This window comes from Thalassobaculum sp. (assembly GCF_040219615.1).
Lineage (GTDB): Bacteria > Pseudomonadota > Alphaproteobacteria > Thalassobaculales > Thalassobaculaceae > Thalassobaculum_A.
This window is the reverse complement of the sequence record NZ_JAVJSE010000029.1, coordinates 103,752-127,594: the sequence shown is the minus strand read 5'-3', so window position 1 is coordinate 127,594 and position 23,843 is coordinate 103,752. Positions and strand designations below refer to the sequence as shown.

Annotated in this window: 4 protein-coding genes (1 of these 4 only partly in view); all 4 read left to right on the top strand. The window is 76.1% G+C overall.

Translation table 11 applies throughout. From position 1 onward, the window contains the following. Tightly spaced (each overlapping or abutting the next), the 4 genes in view from RIC31_RS15555 to RIC31_RS15540 form a layout consistent with a single transcriptional unit that may run on beyond the window. A protein-coding gene (locus RIC31_RS15555; protein WP_350109423.1) for an SDR family NAD(P)-dependent oxidoreductase crosses the window boundary here: on the top strand, positions 1–3,597 show its 3' portion. The gene continues 3,345 nt to the left of window position 1, outside the view; the window shows 3,597 of its 6,942 coding nt (coding positions 3,346–6,942); the start codon falls outside the window, past its left edge; its stop codon occupies positions 3,595–3,597. Continuing rightward, positions 3,594–15,602 (top strand): SDR family NAD(P)-dependent oxidoreductase, encoded by a 12,009-nt coding sequence (locus tag RIC31_RS15550; RefSeq protein ID WP_350109420.1) that lies wholly within the window; start codon positions 3,594–3,596, stop codon positions 15,600–15,602. Before RIC31_RS15555 ends, RIC31_RS15550 begins: the two co-directional genes overlap by 4 nt. Next, positions 15,589–21,966: a type I polyketide synthase gene (locus tag RIC31_RS15545; RefSeq protein ID WP_350109417.1), complete on the top strand. Its 6,378-nt coding sequence runs from the start codon at positions 15,589–15,591 to the stop codon at positions 21,964–21,966. Before RIC31_RS15550 ends, RIC31_RS15545 begins: the two co-directional genes overlap by 14 nt. Next, complete coding sequence (locus tag RIC31_RS15540) at positions 21,966–23,843, top strand: HAD-IIIC family phosphatase (RefSeq protein WP_350109414.1); 1,878 nt, start codon at positions 21,966–21,968, stop codon at positions 23,841–23,843. The genes RIC31_RS15545 and RIC31_RS15540 overlap by 1 nt, the downstream gene beginning before the upstream one ends.

Here is a 23,843-nt window from a genome sequence, read left to right as displayed (position 1 = left end):
GGCGAGGACGTTCGCCGCCACCTGTACCGGCCGGTCTGGGTGCCGGCCGACCCGCGCGGCCTGCCGAAGCCGTCGGCGGTTTCCGCGGGGATCGCCGTCGCCGACGACCTGACCGGCTACCAGGGCTATGGCGAGGCGGCGGACCGGCTGTGCGGCGCCTATGTGGCCCGGGCCTTCGCCGGCGCCGGCTTCGCGCCGGTCGCGCAGTTCGAGCGCCTGATGCCGCGGCTGTGGCGGATGCTGGAGGAGGACGGCGTCGTCGATCCCGGCCAGCGGGTCCTGCGGCGCTCGGCCGCCGATCCCGACGCGCTGCTGGCCGACCTGAAGGCCCGGTATCCCGGCCAGGCGGCGGAGACCGCGATGCTGGCGCGCTGCGGGGGCGCGCTCGCCGACCTGCTGGCCGGCCACGCCGACCCGCTGGCCGTGCTGTTCGGCGCCGACGACGCGACCGGCCTGTACGGCGAATCCCGTTACGCCACGGCATTGAACGGCCTCGCGGCGGCGGCGCTGGAGCGCGCGGTCGACGGCCGCGCCGGCCTGCGGGTGCTGGAGATCGGCGGCGGCACCGGCGGTACCACCCGCCACCTGCTGCCGGTGCTGGCCGGCCGGCTGGCCGAATACCGCTTCACCGACCTGTCGGCCGGCTTCCTGGCGGCGGCCGGGCGCCGGTTCGCCGATCGCGACGGCTTCGCGACCGGCGTGCTCGACATCGAGCGCGACCCGGCCGGGCAGGGCGTCGCGCCCGCCGGCGCCGACATCGTGGTCGCGGCCAACGTGCTGCATGCCACCGCCGACCTCGCGGTGTCGGTCCGGCACGCCGCCGTCGCCCTGGCGCCCGGCGGCTGGCTGCTGCTGGTCGAGGGCCTGCGGCCGTCGCGCTGGCTCGACCTGACCTTCGGCCTGACCGAGGGCTGGTGGCGCGGCACCGATCGCGACCTGCGCCCGGACTATCCGCTGGTCGACGCCGCGGCCTGGCGCCGGCTGCTGGCGGAGGCCGGATTCGACGACGTGGCGGTGCTGACCCCGGGCGAGGGCCGGCTCGGCGAGCAGGCGGTGATCCTGGCGCGCAAGGCGGCGGCTGCCGGCGCGTCGGTGTGCCGCGGGGCGCTCGGGGCGGAGAACCCGGCCGCGGCCGTGCTGCCGGCGCTGCAGGGCGCCGACGGCCAGCTGCTGGTCGCGACCCGCGGCGCGCAGGGCCTGCGGCCGTGGGACCTGCCCGACCCGGCGCAGGCGGCGGTGCTCGGCCTCGCCAAGGCGGCCGGGCTGGAACGGCCGGCGGCGGCGATCCGGCTGGTCGACCTGGATACGCTCGACCCCGATCCGGATGCCACCCTGGCGGCCGAGGCGGCGATCGACGACGGCGAGATCGAGGTGGCCTGGCGCGACGGCCGGCGGTTCGCGCTGAGACTGCAGCGGTTAGAGGCCCCGGCACCGCTGCCCGAGAGCTTCCGATTGGTCCAGCGCGAGCCCGGACGGCTCGATGCGCTGGCGTTCGAGCAGTCCGAGCGCGCCGCGCCCGGGCCGGGCGAGGTCGAGATCCGGGTGCTGGCGGCCGGGTTGAACTTCAAGGACGTGCTGACCGCCGCCGGGCTGGTGCCGGGCGACGGCCGGTTCGGCGGCGAATGCGCCGGCGAGGTGAGCGCGGTCGGGCCCGGTGTCGAGGGCCTGCGGGTGGGCGACAGGGTGCTGGCGGTCGCCGGCGGCAGCCTGGCGAGCCACGTGGTCGTGCCGGCGGCCCGCGCGGTCCCGGTGCCCGACGGCCTGACGCTCGAGCAGGCCGCGGCGATCCCGGTCGCCGGCTTCACTGCCTGGCATGCGCTGGTCGAGTTGGCCGAGGTGAAGCCGGGCGACCGGGTGCTGGTCCATGCCGCCGCCGGCGGGGTCGGGCATTTCGCGGTCTCGCTGGCCCTGAAGACCGGGGCCGAGGTGCTGGCGACGGCGGGCAGCGAGTGGAAGCGCGCGCATCTGCGCCGGCTCGGCGTCGCCCATGTGCTCGACTCGCGCTCGACCGACTTCGCGGCCGGGGTGATGGCGGCGACCGGCGGGCAGGGCGTCGACGTGGTGCTGAACAGCCTGACCGGCGACGCGATTCGCGCGGGCTTGTCGGTGCTGAAGCCGGGCGGCCGGTTCGTCGAGATCGGCCGCACCGGCGTCTGGCCGGCGGAGCGGGTCGCGGCGGAGTATCCGGGGGTCCGCTATCACGTGGTCGCGCTCGACTCGGTGACCGACGACGAAGGCGGCCGGCTGCTGCGGGCGGCGGTCGATGCGGTCGCCGATGGGCGCATGGACCTGCCGCCGCTCACCGTGATGCCGATGGCCGTGGCGGCGGACGGCTTCCGGCTGATGCAGCGCGCCGGCCATCTCGGCAAGGTGGTGCTGTCGAACCCGGCGCCGTTCCGGTTCCGCGCCGACCGCAGCTATCTGGTGACCGGCGGGCTCGGCGGGCTCGGGCTGGCGGTCGCCGACTGGGCGGTGGCCGCGGGCGCACGGCATCTGGTGCTGGCCTCGCGCCGGGCGCCGGATGCGGAAATCTCGGCGCGGATCGACCGGCTCCGCGAGACCGGTGCCGAGGTCCGCACCGTCGCCACCGACGTCTCGCAGGCGGCCGGGGTCGAGCGCCTGCTGGCCGGGAGCGCCGCCGACCTGCCGCCGCTGGCCGGAGTGTTCCATGCCGCCGGCGAACTCGACGACGGGCCGCTCGCCGAGATGACGCCCGCGCGCCTCCGAAAGGTGATGGCGGCCAAGATCGACGCCGCGGAACACCTGGACCGGCTGTGCGGGCCGCTCGACGCCTTCGTGCTGTTCGGCTCGGCGGCCGGCCTGCTGGGATCGCCGGGCCAGGCCAACCACGCGGCCGCCAACACCGCCCTCGACGCCCTGGCCGAGCGGCGCCGGGCCCGCGGCCTGCCGGCGCTGTGCGTCGCCTGGGGGCCGTGGCGCGAGGTCGGTGCTGCCGACCGCCTGGGCGTCGCCGGCCGGCTCGCCGACGCCGGCATGGGCACCCTGTCGCCGGCCGAGGGCATCGCCGCGCTGGCGGCGGCGCTCGACGCGCCGTGGCCGCGGTTGGCGGCGCTGCCGATCGACTGGCCGGCGCTGCGGCGGCATTTCGGCGACCGGGTGCCGCCGGTCTTCCGCGACCTGGTCGAACCGGTGCGGGCCGTGTCCGAGCCGGTCGTTCCGGCCGGGCCGGCAGCCGCGGCGGACCTGCGCGGCGAGCTTGCCGGGTTGCCGGCACCGCGACGGGTCGAGCGGATGGCCGCGCTGGTCGAGGCCGAGGCGCGGTCGCTGATGGCGGTCGGCGGGGCGGTCCGGCGCGACCGGCCGCTGAACGAGCTGGGCCTGGACTCGCTGATGGCGGTCGAGCTGCGCAACCGGCTGGGGGCGCTGGCCGGAGAGACCCTGCCGGCGACCCTGCTGTTCAACTACCCGACCGTCGCGGCCGTGGCCGGATATCTGGTCGAGCGTCTGGTCGGCCCCGCCGCCAGCCCGGCTGTCGACGACCCGATCGCCGGGGAGGACGAGGAGATCATGTCGCTGAGCGGTGACGATCTCGACTCGATCCTGCGCGAGATGGAAGACAGGCACCTGGCGTCATGAACGACATGGACATCCGCGACAAGCAGCGCACGGTGCTGCTGCTCAAGCAGATGCAGGCGAAGCTGGACGCCGCCGAGCGGCGCGGGCGCGAGCCGGTCGCGGTGATCGGCATCGGGCTGCGGATGCCCGGCGGCGCCGACGATCCGGAAGCGTTCTGGGACATGCTGGAGGCCGGCACCGACGCGGTCACCGAGGTGCCGCCGGAGCGCTGGGACGCCGACGCCTACTACGATCCGGACCCGGATGCGCCCGGCAAGATGAACACCCGCTGGGGCGGCTTCCTGCGCGACGTCGACCGCTTCGACGCCGAGTTCTTCGGGATCGCCCCGCGCGAGGCGGTGTCGATGGACCCGCAGCAGCGGCTGGTGCTGGAGACCGCCTGGCGGGCGCTGGAGCATGGCGGGGTGCCGCCGCTGGCGCTGGCCGGCAGCCGGACCGGCGTGTTCCTCGGCATCTGCACCAGCGACTACGCCCGGCTCGGCGACGCCTCGGGGTCGCTCGGCGCGCTCGACACCTATTCCGGCACCGGCGGCGCCTGCGGGGTGGCTGCGGGTCGGCTGTCCTACACCCTCGGCCTGCAGGGGCCGAGCCTGGTGGTCGACACCGCCTGCTCCTCCTCGCTGGTCGCCACCCACCTGGCGGTGCAGAGCCTGCGGCTCGGCGAATGCCGGCTGGCGCTGGCCGGCGGCGTGAACCTGGTGCTGCTGCCGGACGGCACCGTGACGCTGTCTCGGCTGCACATGATGGCCCCCGACGGCCGCTGCAAGCCGTTCGACGCCGCCGCCGACGGCTTCGTGCGCGGCGAGGGCTGCGGCATCGTGGTGCTGAAGCGGCTGGCCGACGCCCGGGCCGACGGCGACCGGGTGCTGGCGGTGATCAGAGGCAGCGCCGTCAACCAGGACGGCCGCTCCTCCGGCCTGACCGCGCCGAACGGCCTGGCCCAGGAGCGGGTGGTGCGCGACGCCCTCGCCAACGCCGGCCGCCGGCCCGCCGAGGTCGGCTATATCGAGGCGCACGGCACCGGTACCGCGCTCGGCGACCCGATCGAGATGAACGCCCTGGCGGCGGTCATGGGCGAAGGGCGCATCGCGCCGCTGGTGGTCGGGTCGGTGAAGAGCAACCTCGGCCACCTGGAGGCGGCGGCCGGGATCGCCGGGCTGATCAAGGCGGTCGGGGTGGTGCGCCGTCGCCGGGTGCCGCCGGTGCTGCACCTGAAGACCCTGAACCCGCATATTCAGCCCGGGGATTGCCCGCTCGCGGTGCCGGCGACCGCGACCGCGCTGGCCGACGGCGCAATGGTGGCGGGGGTCAGTTCCTTCGGGTTCTCCGGCACCAATGCCCATCTGGTGATCGAGGCGGCGTCGGACTCCGAGCCTGCCGCCGCGGTCGACCGGCCGGTCGAGGTGCTGGCGCTGTCGGCGCGTTCGCCCGAGGCGCTGGCCGAGCTGGCGTCGCAGGTGGCCGGCTCGCCGGCGCTGGCCCGCTTCGGCGACGCCTGCTTCAGCGCCGCTACCGGCCGCAGCGGCTTCGAGTACCGGCTGGCCGTCGCGGCGGCCGACGGCGGGGAGGCGGCACGGGCGCTGTCCGGCGCCGAGGGCCGCGAGGCCGGGTCGCCGCGCATCGCTTTCCTGTTCTCCGGCCAGGGCGCCCAGGTCTCCGGCATGGGCCGGGCGCTGTACGAGGCCGAGCCGGCGTTCCGAGCCGCACTGGACCGCTGCGCCGGCGTGCTCGACCCGATCCTCGGGCGACCGCTGACCGCCCTGATGTTTGACGGCGGCGCCGAACTCGACCGCACCGGATACGCGCAGCCGGCGCTGGCCGCCTTCGAGGTGGCGATGGCGGCGCTGCTCGCCGACTGGGGGATCGTTCCCGATGCCGTGCTGGGCCATAGCCTCGGCGAATACGCCGCCGCCATCGTGGCCGGCGCGGTGGAGCCGGAGCCGGCGCTGCGACTGGTCGCGGCGCGCGGCCGGATGATGCAGGCGCTGCCGGGCGGCGGGGCGATGGCGGCGGTCATCGCTGGCGCCGACCGGGTCGCGCAGGTGCTGGCGAAGCATCCGGCGTTGTCGCTGGCGGCCGACAACGGCCCGGCGGCGGTGACGCTCTCGGGCCCGGCGGCGGTGCTGGACGCGGCGGTCGCCGAACTGGAGGCCGCTGGCGTGACCTGCCGGCCGCTGGCGGTCAGCCACGCCTTCCACTCCGCCCTGATCGACCCGGTGCTGGACGAGCTGCGGGCCGCTGCGGATGCCGTCGCCTGGCGGGCGCCGGCGATACCGCTGGTCGGCAATCTCGACGGTCGCGAGGTTCCAGGTTTCGACGCCGGCTACTGGGTCCGGCACAGCCGCGAGCCGGTGGTGTTCGCCGCCGGCATGCGGCGGCTGCGCGCGCTCGGCTGCGACACCTTCGTCGAGATCGGCCCGCAGCCCGTCCTGCTCGGCCTCGGGCGCGCCGCGGTGGAGGGTGGCGAGTGGCTCGCCACCGCCCGCCGAGACGACCCGTCGACCCGGCCGCTGATGGCGGCGCTGGCGCGGCTGTGGGAACGCGGTGCGCCGGTCGACTGGCGGGCGGTGCACAAGGGGCGCGGCCGGCGGCTTGTCGACCTGCCAGGACATCCGTTCCGACGCCGGTCGTTCTGGCGTTCGCGCGGGTCGGCGGCCATGGCTCCCGGCGGCCACCCGCTACTGCGCGAGCCGATCGCCCTGCCCGACCGGAGGACGGTGTTCCGCTTCCGGCTGCCGGCCCCGGGTGCCGCCTATCTCGCCGAGCATCGGGTCGGCGGCACCGCCATCGCGCCGGCCGCGACCCTGCTGGAACTGGCGGTGACGGCGGCCGAACGGGCGGGATGTCCGACGACCCTGGCCGATGTCGGCTTCGATGCCCCGCTGCCGCTCGACGGGCCGCGCGAGGCGACGGTGACCCTCGACGGCGGCACGGTCGCGATCGACAGCCGGGACGGCGACGGTTCTTGGGTCCGGCACCTGACGGCCCGGCTGTCGGCGGAAGTGACGGCCGACTGGGCGCCCGGCGAGGCGGTCGAGCCGGTCGACCCGGCGACCCTCTATGCATGGCTGGAGGAGGGTGGCATCGACCTCGGCCCCGGCTTCCGGCGGATCGTCGAGGCACGGCGTGCACCGGACATCGCGACCGTCACGATCGCCGGGGTCGACCCCGCCGGGCATCGGGTCCACCCGACGGTGCTCGACGCCATGCTGCAGGCGCTGGCGGTCGTCACCGTCGGCCGGGGCGACGGCATCATGCGGATCCCGGCCGGCGCCGGGCGCGTGACCATCGACCCGGCGTCGACCGGCGACATCACCGTGCACGCCCGCTTGCGCGGGGGGGTGGTGCCCGAGGCCGACCTCGTGGCGCTCGACGCCGACGGCCGGACCGTCGCCGCGGTCGAGGGCCTGCGGCTGGCGTCCGGTGGGGTCGAGGAGCCGTGGCAGCGCTGGCTGCTGGCGCGGGCGTGGCGGGACGTGGAGCCGCCGAAGACGGCGGCGGAAATCGCCGACGCGGTGGCCTCGAAGGGCACGGTTGGGATCGGCGACCTGGCCGACCTGGGCGCCGGGCTGGACGCGGCGGCGGGTGCCTACGCGGCGGCGGCGCTGGCGGCGGTTCCGGCGGCCGACGTCGCCGACCGGCACCGGCAGCTCTACGCCCGCCTGCCGCTGCTGGCCGCGGCCGGGCGCGGCAGCGATCCGGACGCCCTGCTGGACGACCTCGCCGGCCGCTACCCGGGCAGCGCCACCGAGATCGGCCTGCTGCGGCGCTGCGGGTCGGCTCTGCCCGAGGTGCTGACCGGGGCCCAGGACCCGCTGGCGCTGATCTTCCCGCCGGAGGAATCCGGAAACGTCTACCGCGACTCCCCGGTCTCGGCGCTGCTGAACCGGCTGGTCGAGGACGCCGTGCTGGCGGCTCTGCCGGCGGCTGGGCCGCTCCGCATCCTGGAGGCCGGCGCCGGCACCGGCGGCACCACCGACGGCCTGCTGGCGCGGCTGCCGGGCGACCGCATGGCGGAGTACGCCTTCACCGACGTGGCACCCGCCCTGCTGGCGCAGGCGAAGCGGCGCTATGCCGACCGGCCCTGGGTCGCGACCCGGCCGCTCGACCTGGATACCGATCCGGCGGCGCAGGGCTTCCAGGACGGGCGCTACCACGTCGTGGTCGCCGCCAACGTGGTGCACGCCACCGCCGACCTCGCGGCCACCCTGGCGCGGTTGCGCAGCATGCTGGTTCCCGGCGGTGCGCTGGTGCTGCTGGAAGGCGCCGGGCCGCAGGGATGGATCGACCTGGTGTTCGGCCTGACCGAGGGCTGGTGGCGGTTCGCCGACCGCGACCGGCGCCCGGACTATCCGCTGCCGCCGCGCGCCGGCTGGCTGGAGGTGCTTGAAGAGTCCGGGTTCGAGGCGGTGGCGGTCGATGCGGACGCCCCCGGCGTGCTCGACCGGCAGGCGGTGCTGGTGGCCCGGCGCCGGCCCGGCGCGTGGCTGGTGGCCGGCGGCGACGACCCGGTCACCAGCGCGCTGGCGAGCCTCCCCGGGGCGGTCCGGGTGCCGCCGGGCGCCGCGCTGCCGGATGGCGCCTGGGAGGGCTGCGTCTACACCGGCGCGTTCGGCCTCGATCCGGATCCGGCCGGTGCCGAGGCCCTTCTGGATGGCCAGCGCGGACTGCTCGATCCGGCGCGCCGGCTGGCGCTCGACCTCGCCGAACGCGGCATCCCGATGACCCTGGTCACCTCGGGGGCGACCGGGGACAGCCCGCTGCAGGCGACCCTGTGGGGGCTCGGACGCGGCATCGCCGCCGAGCTGCCCGGGCTGGGGCTGCGCCTGATCGACCTGGACCCGGCCCTGGCATCGGAGGCGGCGGCCCTGGCCCTGGCCCGCGAGCTGGCGGCCGGCGACGGTGAGGACCAGGTCCGGCTGGCCGACGGGGGCCGCACGGTGGCGCGGCTGGAGAGTGTGGTGGCGGATCGGCCGTCGCAGCCGGCGCTCGACCCGGCGGCCGCCTATCTGGTCACCGGCGGGTTCGGCGGGCTCGGCCTGCGCACCGCCGAATGGCTGGTCGACCGCGGCGCCCGGCGGGTCGTGCTGATGGGCCGGTCGGCACCCTCGAACGAGGCGGAGCAGGGCATCGCCCGGCTGGAGGCGCGCGGCGTGACCGTCACGCGGGTTCTCGGCGACGTGGCGGCGGAAGCGGACGTCCGCGCCGCGCTGGCGGCAGTGCCGGGACGGCTGGCCGGCATCGTGCACGCGGCCGGTACCCTGGACGACGGCCCGCTCGCGGCGCTCGACTGGCCGCGCATGCGCCGGGTGCTGGCGGCCAAGGTGGTCGGCGCCTGGCTGCTCGACCGGCGGGCCGGCGACCTCGACCTGTTCGTCCTGTACTCCTCGGCGGTCGGGCTGGTCGGCAGCAGCGGCCAGGCCAACCACGTCGCCGCCAACGCCTATCTCGACGCCCTCGCCGCCCGCCGCAGGGCCGAGGGCAAGCCGGCCGTCAGCCTGGCCTGGGGAGCCTGGAGCGAAATCGGCTCGGCGACCTCCGACGCCCTGCACGACCGCATGCGGGCCTCCGGCATGGACCCGATCCCGCCGGACCAGGGCGTGCGGGTCCTCGACTGGGCGGTCGGTGGCGGGCCGCCCTGCGTCGGCGTGCTGCCGGTGCGCTGGCCGGCCTTCGCGGCGGCGCTCGGCGGCGCGGTGCCGCGGGTACTGGCCGATCTGGTTCCGGCGGTCGGGCCGGTCGGCGGGGCGCCGTCGCGAGAGGCGGTGCCGAAGCCGGATCGCCCGGCGGCGGCCTCGCTCGACCTGCTCGACGCCGTCCGGGCCGATGCGTCGGCGGTGCTGGCGGCCGACGGGCCGGCGGCGATCGACCCGCGCCGCAACCTGTTCGAGCTCGGCCTCGACTCGCTGATGGCGGTCGAGCTGCGCAACCGCCTGCAGGCCCGGCTTGGCCGGCCGCTGCCGTCGACCCTGCTGTTCGACCACCCGACACCGGCGGCGCTGGCGACGTTCCTCGGCGACACCGGCGAAGCCAGGCCGGCCGCCGCCCGCCCGCAGGCCGAGGGCGACGCCGTCGCCATCGTCGGCATGGCCTGCCGGTTCCCCGGCGGGGCCGACGACCCGGAGGCGTTCTGGCGGCTGCTGCGCGAGGGCTTCGACGCGGTCGGCGAGTTCCCGCCGGACCGCTGGGTCGACGCCGGGCTGCGCAACCGCATGACCACCAGATGGGGCGCCTTCCTGGACGGGGTCGACCGGTTCGACGCAGCGTTCTTCCGGATCGCCCCGCGCGAGGCGGCGTCGATGGACCCGCAGCAGCGCATCCTGCTGGAGACCGCCTGGCACGCGCTGGAGGACGCAGGGCAGGCGCCGGACCGGCTGGCGGGCAGCGCCACCGGCGTGTTCATGGGGCTGTGCAACTACGACTACGCCCAGATCGCCTCGGGCGGCGGGCGGATCGACGCCTGGTCCGGCACCGGCGGCGCCCCCAGCATCGTCGCCGGGCGGCTGTCCTACGTCCTCGGCCTGTCGGGCCCGGCGATGGTGGTCGACACCGCCTGCTCGTCGTCGCTGGTCGCTCTGCACCTGGCCTGCCGCAGCCTGGCCGACGGCGACTGTCGGATGGCGCTGGCCGGCGGCGTGAACCTGATCCTGGCACCGTCCTCGACGGTGGCGCTGTCCGAGCTGCAGATGATGGCCCCGGACGGTCGCTGCAAAGCCTTCGACGCCCGCGCCGACGGTTTCGTGCGCGGCGAGGGCTGCGGCGTGGTGGTGCTGAAGCGGCTGTCCGACGCGCTGGCCGACGGCGACCGGGTGCTGGCGGTGGTCCGCGGCAGCTTCGTCAACCAGGACGGCCGCTCGTCCAGCCTGACCGCCCCGAACGGCGCCGCCCAGGAGGCGGTGATCCGCGGCGCCCTGGAGCGCGCCGGGGTCGCGCCGGCGGCGGTCGGCTATGTCGAGGCGCACGGCACCGGCACCGCGCTCGGCGACCCGATCGAGATCCACGCCCTTAAATCGGTGTTCGCGGCCGGCCGACCGGACAGCGAGAAGCTGGCGGTCGGGGCCGTGAAGTCGAACCTGGGGCACCTGGAGGCGGCAGCCGGCATCGCCGGGCTGATCAAGGCGGTGCAGGCGCTGCGCCACGGCGAGATCCCGCCGAACCGGCATTTCGAGCGCCTGAACCCGCATATCGACCTGGACGGTTTCCCGGTGCTGCTGCCGCAGGCGCCGACACCGTGGCCGGAACGCGACGGCACCCGGATCGCCGCGGTCAGTTCCTTCGGGTTCTCCGGCACCAACGCCCATGTCGTGCTGGAGCAGGCGCCCGCAACGACGGAGACCGGGGCGGCGCCAGACCGGGCGCAACTGGTGCTGGCGTCCGGTGCCACCCCGGCCGCGGCGCGGGCGGTGGCCGGGACCTATGCCGACGCGCTCGAAAGAACAGGTATCGCCGACCTGGCACGCGCCACGCTGACCGGCCGCGCCCAGCTGGCCCATCGGGTCGCCGTCGCCGGCCGCGACGCCGCCGCCATGGCCGCCGCGCTGCGCGAAGCGGCTCCGTCTGATGCGGTGGGGGCTCCGCCGCGGGTCGGTTTCGTGTTCACCGGCCAGGGCGCGCAGTACGCCGGCATGGCGACGGCGCTGCATGCCGCCGAGCCGGTGTTCCGCGACACCGTCGACCGGATCGCCGAGGCGATGCGGGGCGAACTCGATCGACCGTTGCTGGACATCCTGTCCGGGGACCGCGTCGACCGTACCGACCATGCCCAGCCGGCGCTGTTCGCGGTCGGCGTCGGGCTGGCCGCGCTCTACCGCTCGTGGGGCGTCGAGCCGGCCGCGCTGCTCGGCCACAGCGTCGGCGAATACGCAGCGGCCTGCGTCGCCGGGGCGGTGACGCTGGAGGACGCCGCCCGGCTGATCGCCGTGCGCGGGCGGCTGATGGACGCGCTGCCGGATGGCGGCGCGATGGCGGCGGTGCAGTCCGACGTGGAGCGGGTGACGGCGGCGATCCGCGGCGAGCCGGTGTCGATCGCGGCGCTGAACGGGCCGGCGGCCACGGTGATCGCGGGCGACGGCGCGGCGGTCGGGCGCGTGCTGGCCCGGCTGGAGGCCGACGGGGTCGCCTGCCGGCGGCTGAGCGTCAGCCACGCCTTCCACTCGGCGCTGATGGACCCGGTCCTGGACGACCTCGAGCGGGCAGCCGGCGCGTGCCGGTGGGCGCCACCGCGCATCCCGGTGCTGTCCAACCTGACCGGCGCGCCGGTCGAGGCGTTCGACGGCGGCTACTGGCGGGCGCATGCGCGCCGGCCCGTGCGGTTCGCCGATGGTGTTGCGCGGATGGCGGAATTCGGCTGCACGGTGTTCCTGGAACTCGGCCCCCAGCCGGTGCTGACCGGGCTCGGCCGCCGGCTGGCCCCGGACGCCGCCTGGATACCGACCCTGCGGCGCGACGCCGACGATCCGACCGCGGTCCTGGACGCCCTCGGGCGGCTGTTCGCAGCTGGTGTCGACATCGACGGCAAGGCGGTCGCCGCCGGGCGCGGCGGCCGGATCGTCGGGCTGCCCGGCTATCCGTTCGAGCGCCGGCGCCACTGGGTCGACGCCGCGCCCCCGACTGCGCACCCGACCGCGCGACCGGCCCGGGGCGGCCACCCGCTGCTGGGCGCGCCGCGGCGGGGACCGGCCCGGCGCCGGCAGTACGAGGCCGAGCTGTCGGTCGAGGCGCTGCCCTGGCTGGCCGATCACGTGGTGCGCGGTGCCGCGACCCTGCCGGCGGCGGCGATGCTGGAGATGTTGGCGTCGGCGGCCGGCGACGGGCCGGTGGCGATCGCGGACGTCCGGTTCGGCGGGATCCTGGCGCTCGACACCCCACAGCTGGTGGTGACCGAACGGGACGGCGGCCGGATCGCGATCGAGGCGACGCCGCTGGACGGCGACGACTGGCGACCGGTAGCCGATGCGACGCTGGCCGATACGCCGGCGGGCGAAGCCGTCGACCTGGATGTACTGCGCGGGCGCTGCCCCGGCCCGGTCGACGTTGCGGCGTTCTACGAGGCGTTCCCGGCCCGCGGCCTGGCCTATGGCCCGGCCTTCCGGCCGATCGCCGGGCTATGGCAGGGCGACGGCGAGGCGCTGGCCCGGCTGGTGCTGCCGGACGGCCTCGACGCCACCGGCTTCCGCCTGCATCCGAGCCTGCTGGACGGCGCGTTCCAGAGCCTCGGCGCGGCGGCGCGCGGCGTCGAGGTCGCCGGTGAGGACCACCTGCCGGGCCGGCTCGACCGCATGGCCTGGACCGGGGCGCCGGCGGGCCGCGAGCTGTGGGCCTGGAGCCGGCTGCGCGCCGGTGCCGGGGGCGAGCTGATCGGTGACGTGACGCTGCTGGCGCCCGACGGCGCGACCGTGGCCCGGGTCGAGGCCCTGCGGCTAGTCCCGGCCCGCGGCGCGGCGTCGCGGCCGGCCACGGTCCACGACCTAGTGTGGCGGGAGGCGGTGCCGTCCCGGGCGCTGCCCGGACGTGTCCTGCTGGCGGGCGGTCCGGCACCGGACCTGGCGGCGGCGATCCGGGCGGCCGGGATCGCCCTGGCCGAGAGCGTCGACGCGGCCGAGGCGGTGCTGTGGTCGGCGCCGGCGGGTCTGGATGTCGCCGCCGCCTGCGCGGCGCTGGCGGAACTGGCGGTCGAGCTTGCGCATCGTGACGCGCCGCCGCGGCTGGTGGTCGTGGCGAGGGGTGCTGCGGCATTCCCGGACGACACCGACCTTACGTCGATCACGTCCGGCGCGCTGGCCGGGCTGGTGGCGACCGTCGCCCGCGAGCATCCCGGGCTGGACCCGCTGCTGGTCGACGGCGATCCGGACGGCATCGTCATGGCCCTGGCGCATGACGGTCCGGTGCTGGCGGTGCGCGGCGGCCGGGTGCTGGTTCGCACCGTCGAGCCGCGGCCGGCAGCCGGCCCCGGCGGGGTGTTCGCCCTGGAGCGGCCGGACAGCGGGCGGCTGGCGGACCTGGCGCGGCGGCCTTGCACCCTGCCGGAACCGGGGCCGGGCGAGCTGCGGATCGCGGTCACGTCGGCCGGGCTGAACTTCCGCGACGTCATGAACGCGCTCGGCAGCTACCCCGGCGAAGGCGGCCGGCTGGGCGGCGAGTGTGCCGGCGTGGTCGAGGCGCTCGGCGACGGCGTCGACGGGTTCGCGGTCGGCCAGCGGGTGATGGCGGTGGCGCCCGGCTGCCACGCCAGCCATGTGGCCGCCAAGGCGCCGCTGGTGCTGCCGGTCCCGGCGGGCTGGAGCGACGAGCAGGCGGCGACGGTGCCGACGGTGTTCCTGACCGCCGCCTGGGCGCTGCGGCGCGACGGCAAGGTCGGGCCGGGGCAGCGGGTGCTCGTGCATGCCGGCACCGGCGGCCTCGGCCTCGCCGCCATCCAGGTCGCGCACGCCGCCGGCGCCGAGGTGCTGGCCACCGCGGGGTCGGACGAGAAGCGGCTGTATCTGCGCGACCTCGGTATCGCCTGCGTCGCGGATTCGCGCTCGCCGGCCTTCGTCGCCGACGTCATGGCGCACACCGCCGGCGAGGGCGTCGACATCGTCCTGAACTCCTTGAGCGGCGAGCTGATCGCCGGCGGCTTCCAGGTGCTCAGGCCCGGCGGCCGGTTCCTGGAGGCCGGCAAGGCCGGGGTCTGGACCGACGTACAGGCCGAGGCCGCGCGTCCCGACGTCGACTACCGCCGGATCGCGCTCGACGCCGAGATCGACCGCGATCCGGAAGCCGTCGGCGCCTTCTGGCGAAACCTGATGGCGGAGTTCGCGGACGGAACGCTCGCGCCGTTGCCGGTCACGACCTTCCCGATGGCCGATGCCGAGGGCGCCTACCGCTTCATGCAGCAGGCCCGGCATATCGGCCGGATCGCCCTGACCCGCCGCTTCCTGCGCGGCGACGCCGCCTACCTGGTGACCGGCGGCACCGGCGGCGTCGGCCTGGCGGTCGCGGGCTGGCTGCTGGCGCGGGGCGCGGGCGAGGTCGTGCTGGCGGCCCGCCGGGCGCCGGAGCCCGAGGTGCTGGGGGCGTTGCGCCGCAGGGGCGCGGTCCGGTTCGCCGCCGCCGACATGGCGGACCCGGCGCAGGTCGACGCGCTGCTCGCCGGCATCGACCGTCCCCTCGCCGGGGTGTTCCACGCCGCCGGCGCGCTCGACGATGGCGTGCTCGACCAGATGTCCGAGGACCGGTTCCGTGCGGTCATGGCGGGCAAGCTCGGCGGCGCGCTGGCGCTCGACCGGGCGACCCGCGGCCGGAAGCTCGACCACTTCGTGCTGTTCTCGTCAGCCGCCGGGGTGCTGGGCTCGTCCGGGCAGGCCAACTACGCGGCCGCCAACGCCGGCCTGGACGCCCTGGCGTATCGCCGCCGGGCCGAGGGCTTGCCGGCGCTGGCGGTCGACTGGGGGGCGTGGCGCGGGGCCGGCATGGCGGCCGGCCGCACCGGCACGGCGCTCGACCCGGTGCAGGCGCTGGCGGCGCTGGAAGCCCTGCTGGCCGGCGACGCGGCCCAGGCGGTGGTGCTGCCCGCGCCGCTGTCGCGCCCGGCCGCGAGGGCGGAGGCGCCGGCGGCGACCCTGCGCGACCGGCTGGCCGGAGTGCCGGAGGCCGAGCGCGCGGCGGTGCTGCGCGCGGCGATCCGCGACCAGGTCGCCGCCATTCTGTCGCTGCCGGCAACCGGCATCGACACGCGGCGGGCGCTGAACGAATACGGCCTGGATTCCCTGATGGCGGTCGAGCTGCGCAACACATTGGCGGCCCTGTCGGGCGAGCGGCTGCCGGCCAGCCTGATCTTCGACTATCCGACCGTGCAGGCGCTCGCCGGGTTCATGCTGGAGCGCATGGCCGGATCGCTGCCGGCGGCCGGTGCCGAAGCGACAGTCGCGCCGGGCGACGGGCCAGAGATAGGAAACACCGATACGATGTCCGAGGAGGAACTCGCCCGGGCCCTGATGCTGGAGGTGGATCGTGCCGGATTCTGAGGCACAGACGCGGACCGATCCCCCGGTCGACAGTGCCCCGATCGACACCGCGACCCAGCTGCGCCGCGCGCTGGCGGCGGTGTCCGGCATGCGCCAGCGGCTGGAGGCGGTCGAGGGCCGGGCGCGCGAGCCGATCGCCATCGTCGGCATGGCCTGCCGGTTCCCCGGCGCGCCGGACCTGGAGAGCTACTGGCGGCTGCTGGACGAGGGCCGCGACGCCATTTCCGAGGTCCCGCGCGAGCGCTGGGACGTCGACGCCCTGTACGATCCGGACCCGGACGCGCCCGGCAAGATGAACAGCCGCTGGGGCGGCTTCGTCGACGGGGTCGACCGCTTCGACGCCGGCTTCTTCGGGATCTCGCCGCGCGAGGCGGTCGGCATCGACCCGCAGCAGCGGCTGCTGCTGGAGACTGCCTGGCACGCGCTGGAGGACGCGGCGATCCCGCCCGATGGCCTGGCCGGCAGCCAGACCGGGGTGTATGTCGGCCTCAGCACCACCGACTACGCCCAGGTGCTGGCCGACCGCGAGGACGGGGTCGACTGGATCGACGCTCATGCCAGCCTCGGCAACTCCGCCGCGGTCGCCGCCGGGCGGCTGTCCTACACCCTCGGCCTGCAGGGCCCGGCGATGACGGTGGATACCGCCTGCTCGTCGTCGCTGGTGTCGGTGCACCTGGCGGTGCAGGCGCTCCGCAGCGGCGAGATCGGGCTCGGCCTCGCCGCCGGCGTCAACCTGATCCTGAGCCCGGAGTTGACCATCGGCTTCAGCAAGGCCCGGATGATGGCCGCCGACGGCCGCTGCAAGACCCTGGACGCCGCTGCCGACGGCTATGTCCGGGGCGAGGGCTGCGGCGTCGTGGTGCTGAAGCGGCTGTCCGACGCGCTGGCCGACGGTGACCGCATCCACGCCCTGGTGCTGGGCAGCGCCGTCAACCAGGACGGCCGCTCCAACGGCCTGACGGCGCCGAACGGCCCGGCCCAGGCGGCGGTGATCCGGGCGGCCCTGGGCAATGCCGGGATCGCGCCCGACGCGGTCTCGTATGTCGAGATGCACGGCACCGGCACGCCGCTCGGTGACCCGATCGAGGCGCGGGCCCTCGCGACCGTGTTCGGAGATGACGGCGACCGCTTCGTCGGCTCGGTGAAGACCAACATCGGCCACCTGGAATCGGCGGCCGGCATGGCCGGGCTGATCAAGGCGGCGCTGGCGGCCGAGCGCGGCCGGATCCCGGCGCATCTGAACTTCCGGGCGCTCAACCCGCACATCGCCGCCGACGGCTTCCCGTTCCGGGTGCCGACCGCGACCGTGGCCTGGGAAGGCCGTCGGGTCGCCGGGGTCAGCTCGTTCGGGTTCTCCGGCACCAACGGCCATGTGATCGTCGCCGAACCGCCGCCCGTGGAGGCCCGTCCCGCCGCCGTGCGGCCGGTGCAGGTGCTGGCGCTGTCGGCGCGCGACCCGGAGGCGCTGGAGGCGTCGCGCGCGGCAGTCGACGCCGCGCTGGCCGACCCTGCCGTCGACCTGCCGGGCCTGGCCGCGACCCTGTCGGCCGGCCGCGGCCATCACCCGCACCGGCTGGCGGTCGCGGCGGCGGATCCGGGCGAGGCACGCCAGGCCCTGGCCGCCGCGGTGCCGGAACGGGCGTCAGAGGCGCCGGCGGTGGCGTTCCTGTTCACCGGCCAGGGCTGCCAGTATCCCGGCATGGCCCGCGGACTGCTGGGCGAGCCGGCGTTCCGCGACGTGATCGAGCGCTGCGACGAGGCCCTGGGAGACCGGCTCGGCCGGCCGCTGTCGGCGTGGCTGCGGGACGGCGGCGCCGCGCTCGACAGCACCGCACTGGTGCAGCCGCTGCTGTTCGCGGTCGAGGTGGCGACCGCCGCGCTGTGGCGAAGCTGGGGCGTCGAGCCGACGGCGGTGCTCGGCCACAGCGTCGGCGAGGTGGCGGCGGCCTGCGTGGCCGGCGCGGTGTCGGTCGAGGACGGCATCGCCTTCATCGCCGAGCGCGGCCGGCTGATGCAGGAGCGCGCCGGCTTCGGCGGCATGGCGGCGGTGCTGGCGCCCGAGGCCGAGGTGAAGCGGGCGATCGACGGCACCGGGGCGGTGATCGCCGCACTGAACGGCCCGGCCAGCACGGTGATCGCCGGCGATACCGCGGCGATGGCCCAGGCACTCGAACGGCTGGAGCGGGCCGGGCTGACGGCGCAGCGGCTGGAGGTGGCGACCGCCTTCCACTCGCCGGTGCTGGACCCCTGCCTGGACGGTATCGAGCGGGCGGCCGACGCGGTCGCCTGGACGCCGATGCGGCTGCCGCTGGCATCCAACCTGACCGGCGGCTTCGTCACCCGGTTCGAGGCCGGCTACTGGCGCCGGCAGGCCCGCGGCGCGGTGCGTTTCGCCGACGGGCTGCGCGCGGTGCTCGACCGCGGCTGCCGGGTGCTGGTCGAGGTCGGGCCGCACCCGGTGCTGTCGACCCTCGGGCGGTCGGTGGACGGTCAGGCAACGTACCTGCCCAGCCTGAGGCGCGGCGCCGACGACCGCCGCATGGTGGCCGAGGCCTTGGCCCGGCTGTACGCGCTCGGCGCGCCGGTCGAGTGGCAGGCCTATCACGGCGACGGCTGGTGCCGCGCGCCGGCGCCGCTGTACCCGTTCCGGCGCGACCGCCACTGGCCGGAGCCCCGGTCCTCGGGACCGTCGGTCCCGCGCCGGTCCATGGAGCACCCGCTGCTGGGCGGGCGGATCGCCTCGCCGGTGGCCGCCACCCTGTACGAGGCCCGGCTGGATGCCGGGACCATGCCGTTCCTGGCGGATCACGTGGTGTTCGGCGAGGTGGTGGCGCCCGGCGCCATGCATGCCGTGCTCGGCCTCGCCATGGCCGAGGCGCGGGGGCAGGCGGCACCGGCAGTCGCCGACCTGGTGTTCGCCGAGCCGCTGACCGTCCCGGACGACGGCGTGTCCATGCAGTGCGTGCTGGAGCTGGACGGGGCCTACACCGTCAATGGCCTGGGCGGGGACGGCGAGTGGACGCTGCATGCGAGCGGCCGCCTCGAGACCGAGGTGGGCACGGCGCCCGATCCCCTCGACCTGGACGCCATGCGGGCCCGGCTGGCCGCCGACGGGGACGGCCCCGATGCACTGTTCGCCATGCTGGGGGACCGTGGCATCGACCTGGGCCCGAGCTTCCGCGGGCTGCATGCGATCTGGCGCGGCGACGGCGAGGCGCTGGCCGAGATCCTGCGTCCGTCGGCCCTGGCGGAGAGCGCCGGGCAGCTGCCGATCCATCCGGCGCTGCTCGATTCCTGCTTCCAGCTGCTGGGCGCGACCTTCACCGGCGAGGGCACGGCCGGCGGCTTCCTGCCGCTGTCGGTCGACCGGGTGCGGGTCTGGCGCCGCCCGGGCGAGCGGTTCTTCTGCCATGCCCGGATCGCCGACAGCGGGCCGAGCCGCGAGGTCGCGGTCGGGAATTTCGTGCTGACCGACGCCGACGGGGCGGTGCTGGCCGCGGTCGACGGCCTGCAGATCAAGCGGGTGGCGGCCCCGACGCCCCGCGACCCGGTGACCGACTCGCTGCTGGCCGTCGAATGGGTGCCGGCGAACCTGCCCGATCCGGACTGGGCCGATCCGGCGGCGCTGGCGGCCCCGGCGGCGGAGGAGGCGGCGGCGCGGATCGCGGCCCTGCCGGCGACCGGGCTGGCCGACGACCTGGAGCGGCTGGCCGCCGCCTATGCCCGCGACGCGCTGACGGCCCTGGGCGCGACGGGTGACGGCGATCCGGCGGCGGTCGGCGTGCAGCCGCGGCACGCCCGACTCTTCCGCCGGCTGTTCGTCCTGGCCGCGGCGGCGGACGGCGAGGACAGCTTCACCCTGGCATCGCGGCTGCGCGCCACCTATCCGGACAACCAGCTCGAGGTCGACCTGGTCGAGCGCTGCGGCGCCGGGCTGACCGGCGTGCTGCGCGGCGAGGCCGACCCGCTGCAACTGCTGTTCGCCGACGGATCGTCCTCGATCTACGGCGGCGGCGGCCTGGCCGAGACCGCCAACGCCATCGCCGCCAGGGCGCTCGAGACCGCCGCCGCCCGGCGCGGCCCGCAGCATCGCCCGCGGGTGCTGGAGGTCGGCGCCGGCACCGGGGCGACCACGGCGGCGCTGCTGCCTGGGCTGGACGGCTGCGAGTACCGCTTCACGGACGTCTCGCCGGGCTTCCTGGCGGCGGCCGAGAAGCGCTTCGGCGACCGCGCCGGCATCCGCTTCGAGCTGCTGGACCTGGAGCGCGAGCCGGCCGGCCAGGGCTTCGCGCCCGGTGCCGCCGATGTGGTGGTCGCCGCCAACGTGGTGCATGCCACCGCCGATCTCAGGCAGTCGCTGCGCCACCTCCGGCAAGCGTTGGCGCCGGGCGGCCTGCTGCTGCTGGTCGAGAGCACCGCGCCGCAGCGCTGGTGGGACATCGTGTTCGGCCTGACCGAGGGCTGGTGGCGGTTCACCGACACCGACCTGCGCCCGGACCATGCGCTGCTGCCGGCCGAGCGCTGGCGGGCGCTGCTGGCCGGGGAAGGCTTCGCGGCGGTCGAGACGGTCGGGGCCGACGCCGAGGGCCGGCAGACGGTGATCCTGGCCCGCGCGCTCGACCCGACGCCGGTCCTGGCGGCGCATGATGGCCGCGACGGCCCGGCCCGCGACCTGGCCGAGGGCCTGGCGGCGGCGCTGGTCGCGCGCGGGCAGGCGGCCCGGGCGCTGGCTGCCGCGGAAGCCTTGGCCGCACTGGCCGATGCTCCGGCGACGGTGGTCCATACAGGCGGCGTCGACGCGCCGGACCAGCAGCCGCTACGCGACGCCTTTGACCTGGCCCGCGCCATGGCCGGGGCCGGGCGCGAGGGGCTGTTGCTGGTGACCCGCGGCGCGCAGACCGGGGAGGCCGCCCTGGACGGAGTCGAGGGTGCGAGCCTGACCGGCTTCGGGCGGGTGGCAGCGCTCGAGCTGCCGGAACTCGGCTGCCGGCGCGTCGACCTCGATCCCGGCGACGACGACCCGGTCGCCTGCCTGCTGCGCGAACTGTCGGCGGCGGACGGCGAGGCCGAAGTGGCGTGGCGCGGCGGCGAGCGACTGGCGGCCCGGCTGGCGCCGCACCCGCTGCCGCCGGCCGAGCCGGCCTTCGACGACGGTGGAACCTATCTGGTCACCGGCGGGTTCGGCGGGCTCGGCCCGCTGCTGGCGGGCTGGCTGGTCCGGCACGGCGCCGGGGCGGTGGTGCTGGCCGGCCGGCGCGAGCCCGATCCGGCCCTGGCGGAGCGGCTGGCCGCCCTCGGCCCGGCGGTGCAGCCGCGGGTGGCCGACGTTGCCGACGAGGCGGCGATGACCGCGCTGCTGGCCGAAATAGACGCCGACGGACGGCCGCTGAAGGGGGTGTTCCACTTGGCCGGCAGTGTCGCCGACGGCGCCATCGTGGCGCAGTCCTGGGAGGCGTTCGCCGGCGTGCTGCCCGCCAAGGTCGACGGCGCCCGCATCCTCGACCGCCTGACCCGTGGCCGCGACCTCGAGCATTTCGTGCTGTTCTCCACCTCGGCGTCGCTGATCGGCAACCTCGGCCAGGCCAACCACGCCGCCGCCAACGCCTTCCTCGACGCCCTGGCGCGCGCCCGGCGGGCGGCGGGGCTGCCGGGGCTGAGCGTCAACTGGGGGGGCTGGGGCGAGGCAGGGGCGGTGGTCGAGGGCGCCTATGCCGAGGCGATGGCCGGCAGCGGGGTGCGGCCGATCCGGCCGGAGGACGGCCTGGACGGGCTGGCCCGCGCGATGGCCGGCGACCGCGGGCAGGTCGGCTTCGTCGACCTGGACTGGCCGGCGTTCCTGGCCGGCCACGGCGACGCGGTGCCGGCCTATCTGCAGCGGTTCCGGCCCACGGCGGTGCGCCGGGCGCCGCGTCCTGCCCGCGGTTCCGCGGCGACCGCAGCGACATCCGCGACCGACATCCCGGCCCGGCTGGCGGCGGTCGCGCCGGAGGCACGCGGCGCGCTGCTGGCCGAGCTGCTGCTGGCCGAGGCGGCGGCGGTGCTGGGGGTCGCCGAGCCGGGCCGGATCGACCCGTCCCAGGCCCTGAACGAGCTCGGCCTCGACTCCATGCTGGCGCTGGAGCTGCGCAACCGGCTTTCGGCGGCGCTCGGCGCCACCCAGCCGGCGACCCTGCTGTTCAACTACCCGAGCGTCGCGGCCCTGGCCGAGCATTTCGCGGCCGAGCTGCTGGATATCTCGCCGGTCCCAACGGCTGCTGCGCCACTGCCGCCGGAGCCGAGCTACGACGCCGAGATCACCGCGATGTCGGACGCCGAGCTGGAGGCCCTGTTCGACGCCGAGCTGGCCAATCTCGGGGGCGGGTGATGCACGGCGCGGCGGACGGCGGCGGGGGATCGAGGCAGGCGGTGGCGCACGCCAGGGCGGCGCTGGCGGCCGGCGACCATGCCGGCGCCTTCGCCGCGCTGCGGGCCGCGGTGCGGCCGGGGGACGACTTCACCGACCAGGCGCGGGTCGCGCGCGCCTTTGCCAAGGTCGACGCGGCCGGCCTCGGTCTGCGGCCGCTGAAGCTGGCGATCCTGGCCGGCAGCACGGTCGATCATCTTGCCGAGGTGCTGCGGTTCTGGCTGGCGGCGTCGGGCTTCGCCGCAGAGATCCATGTCGCGCCCTACGACACGGTCGCGCAGACCGTGCTGGACCCGGGCAGCGAGCTGTACGCGTTCCGGCCGCAGGTGGTGTGGCTGTTCTCGACCCACCGCGACGTCGCGGTCGCGGCCGGGCCGGGGGCGACGGCGGCCGCAGTCGAGGCGGCGGTCGATGCGGCGGTCGCCGAGCGCACGGCGTTGTGGCGGGTGCTGGCCGGGCGGCTGGACGCCCTGGTGCTGCAGAACAACGCCGACATCCCGGCCGACGACCCGTTCGGCAACCTGGCCGGGGCGACCGCCTGGGGCTCGCGCACCGCGCTCCGGCTGTACAACGCCCGGCTGGCCGCCGCCGCACCGGCCGGGGTGGCGGTGTTCGACCTGGACCACGTGTCGAGCCTGTGGGGCCGGGCGCGCTGGACCGACCCGCGCTACTGGCACCACTCCAAGCACGCCTTCGCGCCGGACGCGACCGGCAGCGTGGCGGCGGCTGCCTCGCGCCTGCTGGCCGGCGCCATGGGGCTGGCGAGGAAATGCCTGGTGCTGGACCTGGACAACACGCTGTGGGGCGGCGTGGTCGGCGACGACGGAGTCGCGGGCATCGCGCTCGGCAGCGGCGCCGACGGCGAGGCCTTCGTGGCGTTCCAGCGCCACGTCAAGGCGCTGAAGGAACGCGGGGTGATCCTGGCGGTCGTCAGCAAGAACGAGGAGGCGGCGGCGAGGGCGCCGTTCGAGAGTCACCCGGACATGGTGCTGCGGCTCGACGACATCGCGGTGTTCCGAGCGAACTGGACCAACAAGGCCGACAATATCCAGGACGTCGCCGAGACCCTGTCGATCGGCCTGGAGTCCCTGGTGCTCGTCGACGACAACCCGGCCGAGCGTGACCTTGTGCGCCGTGCCCTGCCGATGGTCGAGGTCGTCGAGATGCCGGAGGACCCGGCGCACTACGTCGAGGCCCTGGCCCGGGCCGGCTGCTTCGAGGCGGTGGCGTTCTCGGCCGAGGACGGGCAGCGCGCCCGCTACTACGCCGACAACGCCAGGCGGGTCGAGCTGTCGCGCAGCGCGGTCGACATGGACGGCTACCTGGTCAGCCTCGGCATGACCGCGACGGTCGGCGGCGTCGACGAGTTCCACCTGCCGCGCATCGCCCAGCTGATCAACAAGTCCAACCAGTTCCACCTGACCGGCACCCGGCTGACCGAGCGCGAGGTCGAGCGGCTGGCTGCGCGCGAGGATACCGACGTCGTCCGGGTTCATCTCGCCGACAGGTTCGGCGACAACGGGCTGATCGCGGTGCTGGTTCTGCGCCGGGACGGCGATGCGCTGCATGTCGACTGCTGGGCGATGAGCTGCCGGGTGCTGGGCCGCACGGTCGAGGAGTTCATCGCGAACGAGACCCTGGCGCGGGCACGGCGGCGCGGCTGTGCGACCATCGTCGGGCGCTACGTGAAGTCGCCGAAGAACGCCCTGGTGGCCGGCCTGTACGACCGGCTCGGCTTCGTGCCCCTCGACGGCGACGACGACGAGCGGCGCTGGTCGTTTGAGGTGGCCGACCGGCCGGACGGCTGGAAGACCCATGTGCGGGAGGCGGAAGCGTAG

Coding starts and splice junctions, on each gene's coding strand:
- RIC31_RS15540 (WP_350109414.1), top strand. CDS start 21,966: ATGCACGGCGCGGCGGACGGCGGCGGGGGATCGAGGCAGGCGGTGGCG.
- RIC31_RS15550 (WP_350109420.1), top strand. CDS start 3,594: ATGAACGACATGGACATCCGCGACAAGCAGCGCACGGTGCTGCTGCTC.